The following is a 14,489-nucleotide window of genomic DNA, read 5'->3' as shown; positions in this document are numbered from 1 at the left end:
GTACTGCGGGGAGGTCGGGTCCTGGTTCGGCTGCTGCTGGCCGTACGGGTCCTGACCGGGGTAACCGGGCTGCATTACTGAGTGCTCCTCTAACTCGGGGTCGGCTGTCAGTAGTTCGAGTTGCTGCCGCCGACGAGGCCGGCCAGGCCGCCGAGGAGGCAACACACCACGATGATGGCGATCCAGACGAGACCGACGATCACGGCCCACTTGGACCACTTCTTCGATTCGGCGGCGGCGGCCTGGGCACCGGCGTAGTCACCCTGCTGGACCAGCGTGTTGACCTTGGACGCGTTGATGATGGCCGGGATGGCGAGCGGCCAGAACAGGAAGATCGAGACGATCGACATGGTCATGTTGTTGTCGATCGGCGGCGGCTGCTGCTGGGGGTATCCGGGCTGCATGCGGCGTACTCCTCATATCAACGACACCGTTGCGGTGCCGGTTCACTGACGGGGTGCGGGACCGGGCACGGGCCGGACACCGGGCGACCGGCAGCGTATCGTGCCGGTGCCACCCGGGAGATCACCTGCGCGGCCGCCGCCCGAGCGCCGGACCTCCCGACCTGCCCGATAGGGTTGGGCCGTGACCGAGCCCGCGTCCGTCGCCCGCCTCGTCGTCCTCGTCTCCGGCTCCGGCAGCAACCTCCAGGCCCTGCTGGACGCCACCGCCGACCCCGGGTACGGGGCGCAGGTCGTCGCCGTCGGCGCCGACCGGGACGGGATCGCCGGCCTGGACCGGGCCGCCGCGGCCGGGGTGCCCGCCTTCGTCGAGCGGGTGAAGGACCACCCGACCCGCGCGGACTGGGACTCCGCGCTCACCGCGCGGGTGGCCGAGCACGAGCCGGACCTGGTGATCAGCGCCGGCTTCCTCAAGCTGGTCGGCCCGCACTTCCTGGCCGCGTTCGGCGACCGCTACCTCAACACGCACAACACCCTGCTGCCGGCGTTCCCCGGCATCCACGGTCCCCGGGACGCGCTGGCGTACGGCGTGAAAGTCACCGGGGCCACCCTGTTCTTCGTCGACGCCGGGATGGACACCGGCCCGATCGTCGCCCAGGTCGCCGTGCCGGTGCTGGACGACGACGACGAGGAGACGCTCACCGAGCGCATCAAGTCCGCCGAGCGGCGCCAGCTCGTGGAGCAGGTCGGTCGGCTGGTCCGTGAAGGTTGGACGATCACCGGCAGAAAGGTCACCATTCCGTGAACGCCACTGAGGACGCGCGCCGCCCGATCCGGCGGGCGCTGGTCAGCGTCTACGACAAGACCGGCCTGGTCGAGCTGGCCGGCGCCCTGCACGCGGCGGGGGTGGAGATCGTCTCGACCGGCAGCACGGCGTCGACGATCTCCGGCGGGGGCGTGCCGGTGACCCCGGTCGAGCAGGTGACCGGCTTCCCGGAGATCCTCGACGGCCGGGTGAAGACCCTGCACCCGAAGATCCACGGCGGTCTCCTCGCCGACCTGCGCAAGGACGCCCACGTCGCCCAGCTCGACGAGCACGGCATCGCCGGCATCGACCTGCTGATCTCCAACCTCTACCCCTTCCAGGCCACGGTCGCCTCCGGCGCGAGCCAGGACGAGTGCGTCGAGCAGATCGACATCGGCGGTCCGGCGATGGTCCGGGCCGCGGCCAAGAACCACGCCTCGGTCGCCGTGGTGACCGACCCGGCGGCCTACCCGGCGCTGCTGGCCGCGCTCGCGGAGGGCGGCTTCACGCTGGCCCAGCGCCGCGCGCTCGCCGCCCGCGCGTTCGCCGACATCGCCGAGTACGACGTGGCGGTCGCCGAATGGTTCGCCACCACAGTGGCCCCGGCCGCCGACGGCTGGCCCGAGTTCGCCGGGCTCTCGCTGCGGCGGCAGGCGGTGCTGCGCTACGGCGAGAACCCGCACCAGGCGGCGGCTCTCTACGCCGACCCGGCCAGCCCTGCCGGCCTGGCCCAGGCCGAGCAGCTGCACGGCAAGGAGATGTCGTACAACAACTACGTCGACGCGGACGCCGCCTGGCGGGCCGCGAACGACTTCCCGGAGCAGCCGGCGGTGGCGATCATCAAGCACGCCAACCCGTGCGGCATCGCGGTCGGCGCGGACGTGGCCGAGGCGCACCGCAGGGCGCACGCCTGCGACCCGGTGTCCGCGTACGGCGGCGTGATCGCGGTGAACCGGCCGGTGAGCGTCGAGCTGGCCCGGCAGGTGGCGGAGATCTTCACCGAGGTCCTGGTGGCTCCCGGCTTCGACTCGGGCGCTGTGGAGATCCTCCAGGCCAAGAAGAACATCCGGCTGCTGCGCGCCCCGGAGTTCGCCCCGCTGCCGGCAGAGTGGCGGCAGGTCACCGGCGGGGTGCTGGTGCAGCTGCGGGACCGGATCGACGCGGCGGGCGACGACCCGGCGAACTGGCGGCTGGCCGCCGGTGAGGCGGCCGACGAGGCGACCCTGTGGGACCTGGCGTTCGCCTGGCGGGCGGTGCGCGCGGTGAAGAGCAACGCGATCCTGCTGGCCCGGGACGGCGCTACCGTCGGCGTCGGGATGGGCCAGGTCAACCGGGTGGACTCGGCGCAGCTCGCGGTCAGTCGGGCCGGTGCCGACCGGGCCCGCGGGTCGGTCTGCGCCTCGGACGCCTTCTTTCCGTTCGCTGACGGTCCGCGGATCCTCATCGCGGCCGGCGTCCGGGCGATCGTCCAGCCCGGCGGCTCGATCCGCGACGAGGAGACCATCGCGGCCTGCAAGGAGGCCGGGGTGACCATGTACCTCACCGGCACCCGGCACTTCTTCCACTGATCGGATGCGGAGCCAGGGGCGCGGCCGGCCGGCCGCGCCCCTGTTTCATTTGTTGACATTCCTGTTCGGAGTGATGTCACGAGCCGAGCGCTGACCAGCCGAAAGTACGACCGCTCTGCCGTTGCCCGGTTGTGAAAGTTGTTGCTAGCGTTGTCCCGCAGCAAGCGATCGACCCTCCCCACTCTCCCCGCCGCCAGCTCCGGCCCGCGGCCGCCGCGCCGCCCGCCCGAGCTGTCTCCCTTCTCCCGACAGGTTGCCCATGCGCGTGCTCGACCGGCTGACCGCCGTCGTCGTCGCGCTGGCGTTCGTCCTGGCCGGCCTGGGGGTGCCCGTCCGCGGGGAGACCCTTGAGCCCGGCGCGGTGGTCACCGCCGCGCATCGGTCGATCGTCCACGACGGCCCGTCCGTTCTTCCTCCGGACGGACGGTCCGTCGACGCACCGGTCACCACGCCGGGCCGTCCCGCCCCGCCCTCCGGCGACCCTCGAGCCGTCGTCGCGCGCCTCACGCTCCCCGACGCTCCGTCGGAGCTGTGGACGGAACTCTCCGGCGGACCCTGTGGTGACCACCGCGCCGGCGTCGCCACCTGCGACGGACCGGACGATCTCCTCCCGGCCGCGTCGTCGCGCGTCGGTGGCACCCCGCAGTCGGTGGTCGCCCCGACCCGTTACCGGGAACCGGCCGTGTCGCTGCCCCCGCGTGGCAGCCTGCCCAGCCGGGCCCCGCCGGCCCTGGCCTGACCCCTCCCGCACCACCCGTCGGGTGAGGACCGTCGTCCCGCCCGGACACCCCGTCGGCTGAGGGGTCGACCGCGCGGACGGCTGTCCGTCCGATCACCGAAGCGCCATGCGGCGCCATCCGTCGCCCATGGTTTCCCCATCCGGGCCATCCTGCCCGGGTACCCCTTGAATCCCGGAGGATTCACATGTCCAAGTCCCGCTGGCGCAAGCCGGCGACAATCGCGGGCGCGCTGGTGCTCACCGCCGCGCTCGGTGGCCTCGTCGCCACCAACCACGAGGTGCAGGAGACGCTCGGCCTGGCCGACGAGCCCGGCGCCAACATGCCCTGGCACCCCAGGGAGTTCATGGAGATGGCGGCCGGCGAGTCGTCCGAGGAGGCCGGCGAGGAGGCATTCGAGGCCCGCACCATCGCCGAGCAGTTCGCCCAGGCCCGGTACGCCCCGGGCATCGTCTCGCCGGGGGCGTACTCGAACGCGCTGAGCCAGCTCAACGCGCTCGCCACCACCAAGGGCGCCTGGCGCGAGGTCACCAAGATCAAGTACGACGGTGACGACCCGCGCTACCGCGACTACGCCTCCAACTCCTCCGGGGGCGCCGGGCTGGTCACCGGCCGGATGACGGGCCTGGCCGCGGACAACAGCGGCTACGTGTACGCGGCCGGCGCGGACGGTGGCGTGTGGCGGTCCTCGACCGGCGGCGGGAGCTGGACGCCGATCGCGGACGCGCTGCCCACCCTGTCCAGCGGCGACATCGTGCTCGCCGCCGACGGCTCGCTCTGGTACGCCACCGGCGAGGGGAACACCGGAGCCACCTCGTACGTGGGCGCCGGCGTCTACCGGCTGGCCGACCCGAAGACCGGTGCGTTCAAGGCGTCCGACCGGGTCGGCGGGACCGAGCTCGAGAGCACCACCATCAACAAGCTCCGCTTCTTCGACGGCAAGGTCTGGGCCGCCACCAGCCGGGGCCTCTACTCGCACGCGATGAGCAGCGCCGCCGGGGCCTGGAAGCTGGAGTTCGCGCCGAACCCGAGCTACCTGCCGGGCGGCGCGAACGCGGGCACCGCGAACGCCGCGTACAAGAACATCGTCAACGACGTGGCGGGCGACCCGCGCAACCCGAAGCACGTGGTGGTCGCCTCGGCCTGGCGCTCCGGCGACACCTACAACGGGTTCTACGAGACCGCCGACTACACCACCGGTGGCTGGGCGAAGGTCAACCCGACCGGCTCCATCCCCGCCGACGACATCGGCTACGTGACGTTCGCCTTCTCCGCCGACGGCGGCAAGCTCTACGCGATCAACCAGTCGCCGAAGCTGCTCAACAAGCCGGCCGGCAACGTGAACAGCTACCTGGACGGCATCTACGTCTCCAACAACGGCAACCCGGCCGGCCCGTGGAGCAAGATCGCCGACTCGTCCAAGCTGGGCAACTCCGGCTCGGCCCTCAAGCAGACCGTGATCGGCAAGGGCTACGGCCCCGGCATCCAGGCCTGGTACAACCAGTTCCTGACCGTGGACCCGGCCAACCCGAACCACGTCTGGGCCGGCCTGGAGGAGGTCTACGAAACCACCGACGGCGGCGCCAACTGGAAGACCGTGGGCCCGTACTGGAACTTCGGCTTCTCCTGCTGGAGCATCTACGACGCGCAGAACAACTGCAACAAGACCACCCACTCCGACCAGCACTCGGTGGCAGTCGGCAACGGGTTCGTCTACGTCGGCAACGACGGTGGCGTCTACCGCCGGCCGATCAACGGGAAGACCGACAAGGACGGGCACGCGACCGACTGGCAGAGCCTCAACGACGGCACCATCGACGCCCTGCAGTACTACTCGGTGTCGGTCGGCAAGGACCCGGCGAAGGCCGGCACGATCGTCGGCGGCGGCCTCCAGGACAACGGCGTGTCGATCCTGCGGGCCGGCGACACCGTGATGGGTTCGAACTTCGGTGGTGACGGTGGTGACGGCTTCGCCGACCCGGCCAACGGCTGCCGGCAGGTCCAGGAGTACACCAACCTGGCCATGCGGGTGACCGAGAACTGCAACGCCAACCCCGGCCCGGGCACGGCGGAGACCTCCACCTCGCGGGACATCCAGCCGTACAGCTCCCGGCCGGGCGACGAGCCGGCCCGGTTCATCGCGCCGTTCGCGCAGGACGACCACGACGCGAACGTCTGGGTCGCCGGTGGCCAGCACGTCTGGGTGAACACCAAGGGCTACGCGATCCAGGACGGCAAGGGCTGGACCAACGTGTTCGACCTGGGTGCCGGCCACACCGCCACGTCGGTGGCGGTCTCCGGCGGGATGGCGTACGTCGGCTGGTGCGGCCCGTGCAACAACGCCGGATTCGCCCGCGGGATCGCGGTCGGGAAGGTCAACGACCCGGCCAGCTGGCGCCAGATCACCCTGCCCGGTGACTTCCCGAACCGGTTCGTGCAGGGCGTCGGGATCGACCCGGCGAACGGCGCCCACGCCTTCCTCGCGATCAACGGGTTCTCCCGCCGGTTCACCGAGGGGCCGGGCGCCGGCTTCGGCCACGTCTACGAGACCACCGACGCGGGCGCGACCTGGACGGACGTCTCGGCGAACCTGCCGGACGTGCCGGCCAGCTCGATCAAGGAGCTGTCCAACGGCGCGCTGGTGCTCGCCACCGACCTGGCGACCTTCTACCGCGCGCCCGGCGCCACCGACTGGCAGCGGCTCGGCACCGGCCTGCCGCTGACCGTCGGCATGGACGTCGAGTACAACGCGGTCGACAACTCGGTCTACGTCGCGACCCACGGTCGCGGCATCTGGGCGTTCGACCTCGCCCAGCTCTGAGGCGTCGTCCGGTCCGGTCCGGCCCCGATCCGGGCCGGGCGGAGGACACCGGTCCGGCCCCCGTCCGGACCACGCGGCACCGGTTCCTGATCGGGCCGCACGTCAGGAGGCCCCGTCCCGATCGGGACGGGGCCTCCGTCGTAGGCGGCTCAGGCGGCCGGGCGTACCTCGGCGAAGTGGCAGGCCGAGGGGTGCGGGTCCGCCGCCCGGAGCACGGCGTGCGGCTCCTGGGTGGCGCAGACGTCCTGCGCCTTCCAGCACCGGGTCCGGAACCGGCAGCCGGACGGCGGATCGGCCGGGCTTGGCACGTCCCCGGTGAGCCGGATGATGTTCCGGTCCTCCCGGGCCTCCGGGTCGGGCACCGGCACCGCCGAGAGCAGCGCCTGGGTGTACGGGTGGGTGGCCCGCTCGTAGATCTCGTCCTCGGTGCCGATCTCCACGATCTTGCCGAGGTACATCACCGCGACCCGGTCCGAGATGTGCCGGACCACCGACAGGTCGTGCGCGATGAAGATGTACGACAGCCCGAACTCGTCCTGGAGCTGCTCCAGCAGGTTGATCACCTGGGCCTGGATGGAGACGTCCAGGGCGGACACCGGCTCGTCGCAGACGATGATCTCGGGCCGCAGGGCGAGCGCCCGGGCGATGCCGATGCGCTGCCGCTGGCCGCCGGAGAACTGGTGCGGGTACCGGTTGACGTGTTCCGGGTTGAGCCCGACGACGTCCAGCAGCTCCTGCACCCGCCGCCGCTTGCTGCCCTTCGGGGCTGCCTCCGGGTGGATGTCGAACGGCTCACCGATGATGTCGCCGACCGTCATCCGTGGGTTCAGCGAGGTGTACGGGTCCTGCATCACCATCTGCATGTTCCGGCGCAGCCGGCGCAGCTCCGACCCGGAGGCCTTGAACAGGTTCTTCCCCTCCAGGCTGGCCCGGCCGGCGGTCGGCGTCTCCAACCGCATGAGCAGGCGGGCCAGGGTGGACTTGCCGCAGCCGGACTCGCCGACGACGCCGAGCGTCTCGCCCCGGCGCAGCTCGAAGCTGACCCCGTCGACGGCCTTGACCGCCCCGATCTGCTTCCTGAACAACACCCCCTGGGTGATCGGGAAGTGCTTGACCAGGTTGTCGACCGAGAGGATGGTCTCGCCGCGGACCTTGGTCGGGCTAGCGGGCGCTGTCATCACGGACCTCCTGCGCGAAGTGGCACGCGCTGGTTCGGCCGTCGCCGAGGACCAGGTCGTGCGGCACGTCGTCCACGCAGACCTGCTGCGCGTACGGGCACCTGGGGTGGAACGGGCAGCCGGAGGGGATGCGCATCAGGTTCGGCGGCAACCCCTTGATCGTCGAGAGCGCCTGCCCGCGGACGTCCAGCCGCGGGATCGACTCCAGCAGCCCCTTCGTGTACGGGTGGGCCGGCGCCCGGTACAGCGAACGCACGTCGGCGTGCTCGACGATTCGGCCGGCGTACATGACGGCGATCCGGTCCGCGACGCCGGCGACCACGCCGAGGTCGTGGGTGATCAGGATCATCGCCATGTCGAGGTCGCGGCGCAGGTCGGCCAGCAGGTCCATGATCTGGGCCTGCACGGTGACGTCGAGCGCCGTGGTCGGCTCGTCGGCGATCAGCACCTTCGGGTTCAGGGCGAGCGCCATCGCGATCATGACGCGCTGCCGCATGCCGCCGGAGAACTGGTGCGGGTAGTCGCCGAGCCGCTTCGCCGCGGCCGGGATCTTGACCAGGTCCATCAGCTCGGCGGCGCGTCGGCGGGCGTCGGCGCGGGACACCCCTTCGCGCTGGCGCAGCGTCTCGCCGATCTGCCAGCCGACCGGAAAGACCGGGTTCAACGCGGAGAGCGCATCCTGGAAGATCATCGCGATCTCCTTGCCGCGCACCTGCCGGCGCTGCTCCTCCGACTGGGTCAGCAGGTTCCGGCCCTGGTAGAGGATCTGGCCGGAGCGGACGTGCGCCGGTGGCGTGTCCAGGATGCCCATGATCGCCTGGGCGGTCACCGACTTGCCGGACCCGGACTCGCCGAGGACGGCCAGGGTCTCGCCCGGGTCGAGGTGGTACGACACCCCGTTGATCACCTTGGCCACGCCCTCGCGGGTGCGGAACTCGACGTGCAGGTCCCGTACCTCGAGCAGGTGGCCGCCCGGCGGGGTGGGGGAGGCCGGCGTGGGCCGGACAGCGGACTGGGTCATGAGTGTGTCACCGCAGCTTCGGGTCGAAGGCGTCGCGGATCGCGTCGCCCAGCATGATGAAGGCGAGCACGGTCAGCGCCAGGAAGGCGGAGGGGACGACCAGCGGGGTCGCGGACTCCCGCATGTGCACCCGGCCGGCGTCGATGTCGATGCCCCAGGAGATGGTCGGGGCCTTGAGCCCGATGCCGAGGAAGCTCAGCGTGGCCTCGGCGGCGATGAACGAGCCGAGCGCGATGGTGAGCACCACGATCGCCGGGGCGAGCGCGTTCGGCAGGATGTGCCGCCACATGATCCGGCCGTTGCCGGCGCCGAGCATCCGGGCTGCGGCGACGTAGTCCTGCTCCTTGGCGGTGATCACCGAGGAGCGCACCACCCGGGCCGCCGTCGTCCAGCCGAGCACCGCCAGCACGAAGATCACCGCGAACAGCCGGATGTTGTCGCTGCTGCTGCTCACCCGCTTGAGCAGCACGATCGCGGCGAGCAGCAGCGGGATGCCCAGCACGATGTCGATCACCCGGGAGAGCAGCGCGTCGACCCAGCGGCCGAAGTAGCCGGCGAGCATCCCGACGACCAGCGCGATCACGCCGGTGAGCAGCGCGGAGAGCGCGCCGACCAGGAGCGAGGCACGCGCCCCGTAGACCGCCCGGGAGTACGTGTCGCAGCCCTGGAAGTCGTACCCGAAGATGGCCCCGCCGGACGGTCCGGCGTGCTGCCGGGAGAGCACGCAGTCGCGCGGGTCGTTGGCGGTGAACAGCGACGGCGCGGCGGCCATCGCGGCGACCAGCACGACCAGGGACAGGCTGACCCAGAAGATCGGGTTGCGACGCAGGTCGCGCCAGGCGTCGCCGGCCAGGCTGCGCGGCTTCTGCGGCGCGCCGATCCGGTCGGGCGTGCCCGGCTCGCCGGAGACGCCCCGGCGCGCCGACTGGTTCTCGGTCGCCGCAACCGTTTCGAAGTCACTCATAGCGGATCCTCGGGTCAAGTACGGCGTACAGGACGTCCACCACCAGGTTGCTGATGAGGTAGACCACGACGAGCACGCTGACGATGCCGACCACCAGCGGGCCGTCCTCGGTGCGGATGCCGCGGAACAGGTTGAAGCCGACCCCGGGGATGTTGAACACGCCCTCGGTGATGATCGCGCCGCTCATCAGGTTGCCCAGCTCGACGCCGAGGAACGTGACCACCGGGATGAGCGAGTTGCGCAGCACGTGGACGCTGACGATCCGCCGCTTGACCAGGCCCTTCGACCGGGCGGTACGGACGTAGTCGGCGCGCAGGTTCTCCGCCACCGAGGTGCGGGTCAGCCGCAGCGCGGTGGCCAGCGAGAGCGAGCCGAGCACGATGCCGGGCAGCAGGAGCGCGTACAGGTCCGGCTCGGCACCGGCGGTGGGCGGGAAGAGCTGCCACTTCACCCCGAGGAGGTACTGCGCCAGCGGGGCGAGCACGATGGTCGGGATGCCGAGCACCAGCAGGGTGAGCACCAGCGTCGAGTTGTCGAAGATGCCGGCCCGCCGGATACCGGCGATGACCCCGGCGGTGACCCCGAAGACGACGGTCACGGCCATCGCGATCAGCGCGAGCTGCACGGTGACCGGCCAGGCGGCGGCGAGGATGTCGCCGATCTGCCGTCCGGTCAGCGACTGCCCCAGGTCGCCCTGGAGCAGGTTCTTGATGTAGTCGAAGTAGCGGTAGAAGAAGCCGCCGACGCCGGTGGCGTCCAGGTGGTACTTCTCGGTCAGGTATGCCCGCTGCGCCGCGGTGACGGGGCGTTCCCCCGCGAGCGCCTGGATGGGGTCGCCCTGCCCGGCGAACATCAGCGCGTAGACGATCAGCGTGGTCCCGAAGAAGGCGAGGACCATCTGGAGCAGTCGCCGCAGGATGAAGCGGAACATACTGTGAAGTCTCTCTGAAAAGGGGCGAAGAGTGCGCCGTCCCGCGGGTCGGGCCACCCGCAGGTGGCCCGACCCGTCGTCCGGGGTGTTACTTGACGGCCTCGATCTTCAGCAGGTTGACCCGGTCGAAGAGGTCCACCTCGACGTTCTTGACCTTGGTCGAGTGGCCGAAGTTGTTCTGGCCGTACCGGAGCGGGATCACCGGCATGTCCTGGGCCAGCACGTCCTCCGCCGCCTGGTACTTCTTGATCGCCTCGTCCTGCGTCGGGGCGCTGGCGCCCTCGGCGAGCAGCTTGTCGAACTGCGGGTTGCTGTAGCCGTAGTAGTTCGACGAGCCGTTGGTGCTGTAAAGCGGGCCCAGGTAGTTCTCCATGGACGGGTAGTCCATGACCCAGCCCATCCGGAACAGGCCGACCGACTGCTTCTGCTTGAGCTTGGTCAGCAGGTCCGCGAACTTGGGCTCGGCGGTGCCGACGCACTCCACGCCCAGGTTGGCCTTCAGCTGGTTGCAGGTGGCGTCGATCCAGTCCTTGTGGCCGCCGTCGCCGTTGTAGGACAGCTCGATCTTCTTCGGGCCGCCCGCGGCCTCGTACATCGCCTTGGCCTTGGCCGGGTTGAACTCACCGGCCGCGCCGATGGTGTCCTCCCGGTAGCCGGCCACCACCGGCGAGACGAACGAGCGGGCCGGCTGCTGCGAGCCCTTGAAGATCGACTTGGTGATCTCTTCCCGGTCGATCGCCATCGAGATGGCCTTGCGCACCTCGGGCTTGCTGAACTCCTTCTGGAAGGTCGGGAAGGCCAGCACCTGCAGCGACGAGGCGGGGCTCTGCTGGAACCGGTCGCCGAGGTCGCTCGGGGCGGTCGACAGGTTCTCGGTCGGGATCTCCTTGATCACGTCAAGGTTGTCCGACAGCACGTCCGCGTACGCGGCGGTCGGCTGCTGGTAGATCCGGAACTGGACGCCGTGCACCTTCGGCTGCTGGCCGGGGAAGGCGTCGTACTTCTCCACCTCGACCTTGGCGTCGTGCTGCCAGGTGCCCTTCATCTTGAACGGGCCCTGTCCGATCGGCGCCTGCTCGTAGCCCTCGGCCAGCACGCCAGGGGCGGAGAAGGCCGCCTTGGGCAGCGGGTAGAAGGCCGTGTAGCCCAGCATCGACTTGAAGTCGACGTACGGCTGGGAGAGCGTCACGGTGAAGGTCAGGTCGTCGACCTTCTTCAGACCGCTCAGCGTCTTGGCCTTCGGCTTCTCGCCCTGCAGGTCCTCGTAGCCGGCGATCTTCTCGAAGAAGTAGCTCGAGTTCTGGCCGTTCGGGGCGTACGCGCCGTAGTTCCAGGCGTCGATGTAGTTGTCCGCCGTGACCTGCTCGCCGTTGTGGAAGGTGTAGCCGGGCTTCAGCTTGATCGTCCAGACCTTGTTGTCCGACGACGTCACCGACTGGGCCGCCACCTCGTAGGGCTTGTTCGCCTCGTCGTAGTCGACCAGCGGGCTGAACAGGGCGGCCAGCACCTGCGAGCCGCTCGTCTCGTTGGTGTTGGTCGGGACCAGGTGCTGCGGCTCGGCGATCTCGATCCGCACGGCCGCGTTGGGGTCGCTCTTGCCGCCGTCGCCGCCCGAGCCGCAGGCCACCAGGCCCAGGGTCACCGCGAGCGGGAGGGCGGTCCAGGCAGCGAGCCTACGAACACGCATTGAGTCTCCTCATCTCCTCACGCTGCGCAGTCAGGCCCGGCGCTGGGTAACGCTGCGCAACGAGCGGCAACGGTAGGTCGTGGTAGGCGGCTTCGGCAACGAGAGCGTTGCGAAGCGATAACGGAGTAGGGGCCCCGGTCTTGTCGACGACCGGTCGGTCTGCTATGCGAGCTGGTCTCCGTTGCTGCTCAAAGCCCCTTTTGGGGCTGCCCGACCGCGCCTGGAGCGCGGTCCCGCCGGGGGTGGGCGCTAGTCGCCCCGCTGTCCACTCCGCCCTGGTTGATCACCGGGTGTCCGTCCCACAATGTGGCGCGATCCACAGGCGATTACTCTGAGTGACGTATCCCACCGCACGGATCGTCACCATTGCCTGTCGTCGTTTCGGTCCGGCCATGCCGTGAGACGATCCAGGCGTGACGGCGACGATCCTGGACGGCAAGGCGACCGCGGCGGCGATCAAGGACGAGCTGCGGGCGCGGGTCAAGGCGCTGTCGCCGCGCGGCGTCACCCCCGGCCTCGGCACGGTCCTGGTCGGCGCCGACCCCGGCTCCCAGGCGTACGTCAACGGCAAGCACCGCGACTGCGCCGAGGTGGGCATCGCGTCGATCCGGCGCGAGCTGCCCGCCGACGCCACCCAGGAGCAGCTCGACGCGGTCCTCGCCGAGCTGAACGCCGACCCGGCCTGCCACGGTTACATCGTCCAGCTCCCGCTCCCCGCCCACCTGGACACCCAGCGGGCGCTGGAGATGATCGACCCGGCCAAGGACGCCGACGGCCTGCACCCGGTCAACCTCGGTCGCCTCGTCCTCGGCTACGACGGGCCGCTGCCGTGCACCCCGCGCGGCATCGTCGAGCTGCTGCGCCGGTACGACGTGGCGCTGCGTGGCGCGAAGGTGGCGGTGGTCGGCCGGGGCAACACGGTGGGCCGGCCGCTGGGCCTGCTGCTCACCCGGCGCAGCGAGAACGCCACCGTGACCCTCTGCCACACCGGCACCCTGGACCTCGCCGCGCACACCCGCGAGGCCGACATCGTCATCGTGGCGGCCGGGGTGCCCGGGCTGCTCACCGCCGACATGGTCACCCCCGGCGCGACCGTGGTCGACGTCGGCATCACCCGGGTGGTCGGGGCCGACGGCAAGGGCCGCTACACCGGCGACGTGGCACCGGAGGTGGCCGAGGTGGCCGGCAGGCTGGTGCCCATGCCGGGCGGGGTCGGCCCGATGACCCGGGCCATGCTGCTGACCAACGTGGTCGAACGGGCCGAGCGGCAGGACTGACCACCCGAGCGCGTCATAATCGTCCGCCCCTGGCCCGATCAGTGCCAGGATGGCTGATACGGTCCGGAAAACCGACTGGTATCAGGGAGTGGGACGACCATGGGTAAGAAGGTCACTGTCGTCGGGGCCGGCTTCTACGGCTCCACCACCGCACAGCGCCTGGCCGAGTACGACGTCTTCGACACCGTCGTGATCACCGACATCGTGGAGGGCAAGCCGGCGGGTCTCGCGCTCGACCTCAACCAGTCGCGCGCCGTGGAGGGCTTCGAGACCAAGGTCGTCGGCGTCACGACCGGCCCGAACGGCGAGGGCTACGAGGCCATCGAGGGCTCGGACGTCGTCGTCATCACCGCCGGCCTGCCCCGCAAGCCGGGCATGAGCCGGATGGACCTGCTGGCGACGAACGCCAAGATCGTCCGCCAGGTCGCCGAGAACGTCGCCAAGTACGCCCCGAACGCCGTCGTCATCGTCGTCTCCAACCCGCTCGACGAGATGACCGCGATGGCCCAGCTCGCCACCCAGTTCCCGAAGAACCGGGTGCTCGGCCAGGCCGGCATGCTGGACACCGCCCGGTTCACCAACTTCGTCGCCGAGGCGCTGAACGTACCGGTCAAGTCGGTGAAGACCCTGACGCTGGGCTCGCACGGCGACACGATGGTCCCGGTCCCGTCGAAGAGCACCGTGGACGGCAAGCCGCTGCGCGACGTCATGCCTGCCGCGCAGATCGAGGAGCTGGTCGTCAAGACCCGTAACGGTGGCGCCGAGGTCGTCGCCCTGCTGAAGACCGGTTCCGCGTACTACGCCCCGTCGGCCGCCGCCGCCCGGATGGCGAAGGCCGTGGCCGAGGACTCCGGCGAGGTCATGCCGGTCTGCGCCTGGGTCGACGGCGAGTACGGCATCTCCGGTGTCTACCTGGGTGTGGAGGCCGAGCTCGGCGCCGACGGCGTCAAGCGGGTCGTCGAGACCGACCTGGACGCCGACGAGCTGGCCAGCCTCAAGGAGGCCGCCGAGGCGGTCCGCGCCAAGCAGGCCGACGTCGCCAACATGTGATCCCGAAACACCCGCGAAGGGGGGGGGGGGGGGGGGGGGGGGCAACCCC

Annotated in this window: 12 protein-coding genes; 6 read left to right on the top strand and 6 right to left on the bottom strand. The window is 70.6% G+C overall.

Features of this window, described 5'->3' with window-relative positions:
• Positions 1-107: 107 nt before the first annotated feature.
• Positions 108-404, bottom strand: coding sequence for a CD225/dispanin family protein (locus ACL02O_RS30630; protein ID WP_412821655.1), 297 nt, complete (start codon positions 402-404; stop codon positions 108-110).
• A gap of 181 nt (positions 405-585) precedes the next feature.
• Here ACL02O_RS30630 and purN point away from each other — a divergent pair, with 181 nt between their 5' ends.
• The 4 genes from purN to ACL02O_RS30610 all read left to right on the top strand — a co-directional run bounded on the left by purN (position 586) and on the right by ACL02O_RS30610 (position 6,332).
• Positions 586-1,206: a phosphoribosylglycinamide formyltransferase gene (gene purN / locus ACL02O_RS30625; protein WP_412821654.1), complete on the top strand. Its 621-nt coding sequence runs from the start codon at positions 586-588 to the stop codon at positions 1,204-1,206.
• Complete coding sequence (gene purH / locus ACL02O_RS30620; RefSeq protein WP_412821653.1) at positions 1,203-2,774, top strand: bifunctional phosphoribosylaminoimidazolecarboxamide formyltransferase/IMP cyclohydrolase; 1,572 nt, start codon at positions 1,203-1,205, stop codon at positions 2,772-2,774. Before purN ends, purH begins: the two co-directional genes overlap by 4 nt.
• A 259-nt stretch (positions 2,775-3,033) precedes the next feature.
• Positions 3,034-3,513 carry a hypothetical protein gene (locus ACL02O_RS30615; RefSeq protein ID WP_412821652.1) on the top strand — a complete coding sequence of 160 codons (480 nt, stop codon included), beginning with the start codon at positions 3,034-3,036 and terminating at the stop codon, positions 3,511-3,513.
• A 185-nt stretch (positions 3,514-3,698) separates the two neighbouring features.
• On the top strand, positions 3,699-6,332 hold the full coding sequence (locus tag ACL02O_RS30610) for a beta propeller repeat protein (protein WP_412821651.1): 2,634 nt from the start codon (positions 3,699-3,701) through the stop codon (positions 6,330-6,332).
• A 149-nt stretch (positions 6,333-6,481) separates the two neighbouring features.
• On the opposite strand, the gene ACL02O_RS30605 is transcribed toward ACL02O_RS30610, so the two are convergent.
• The 5 genes from ACL02O_RS30605 to ACL02O_RS30585 all read right to left on the bottom strand — a co-directional run bounded on the left by ACL02O_RS30605 (position 6,482) and on the right by ACL02O_RS30585 (position 12,113).
• On the bottom strand, positions 6,482-7,510 hold the full coding sequence (locus tag ACL02O_RS30605; RefSeq protein ID WP_412821650.1) for an ABC transporter ATP-binding protein: 1,029 nt from the start codon (positions 7,508-7,510) through the stop codon (positions 6,482-6,484).
• On the bottom strand, positions 7,494-8,531 hold the full coding sequence (locus ACL02O_RS30600; RefSeq protein WP_412821649.1) for an ABC transporter ATP-binding protein: 1,038 nt from the start codon (positions 8,529-8,531) through the stop codon (positions 7,494-7,496). The genes ACL02O_RS30605 and ACL02O_RS30600 overlap by 17 nt, the downstream gene beginning before the upstream one ends.
• Positions 8,532-8,538: 7 nt before the next feature.
• The gene (locus ACL02O_RS30595; RefSeq protein WP_412821648.1) at positions 8,539-9,495 is read right to left on the bottom strand and encodes an ABC transporter permease; all 957 of its coding nucleotides are present in this window, start codon (positions 9,493-9,495) and stop codon (positions 8,539-8,541) included.
• A complete protein-coding gene (locus tag ACL02O_RS30590) occupies positions 9,488-10,426 on the bottom strand; it encodes an ABC transporter permease (protein WP_412821647.1) in 939 nt (312 codons plus the stop codon). Before ACL02O_RS30590 ends, ACL02O_RS30595 begins: the two co-directional genes overlap by 8 nt.
• A gap of 88 nt (positions 10,427-10,514) precedes the next feature.
• Positions 10,515-12,113, bottom strand: coding sequence for a peptide ABC transporter substrate-binding protein (locus ACL02O_RS30585; protein WP_412821646.1), 1,599 nt, complete (start codon positions 12,111-12,113; stop codon positions 10,515-10,517).
• A 413-nt stretch (positions 12,114-12,526) separates the two neighbouring features.
• Here ACL02O_RS30585 and ACL02O_RS30580 point away from each other — a divergent pair, with 413 nt between their 5' ends.
• Both ACL02O_RS30580 and ACL02O_RS30575 read left to right on the top strand, forming a co-directional pair.
• Positions 12,527-13,390: a bifunctional methylenetetrahydrofolate dehydrogenase/methenyltetrahydrofolate cyclohydrolase gene (locus ACL02O_RS30580; RefSeq protein ID WP_412821645.1), complete on the top strand. Its 864-nt coding sequence runs from the start codon at positions 12,527-12,529 to the stop codon at positions 13,388-13,390.
• A 99-nt stretch (positions 13,391-13,489) separates the two neighbouring features.
• Positions 13,490-14,440: a malate dehydrogenase gene (locus ACL02O_RS30575; RefSeq protein WP_412821644.1), complete on the top strand. Its 951-nt coding sequence runs from the start codon at positions 13,490-13,492 to the stop codon at positions 14,438-14,440.
• The last annotated feature ends 49 nt before the right edge of the window (positions 14,441-14,489 follow it).

The sequence above is a fragment of the Micromonospora mangrovicola genome (assembly GCF_047200535.1).
In the GTDB taxonomy this organism is placed as follows: Bacteria; Actinomycetota; Actinomycetes; order Mycobacteriales; family Micromonosporaceae; genus Micromonospora.
This window is presented reverse-complemented; position numbering and strand designations above follow the sequence as displayed.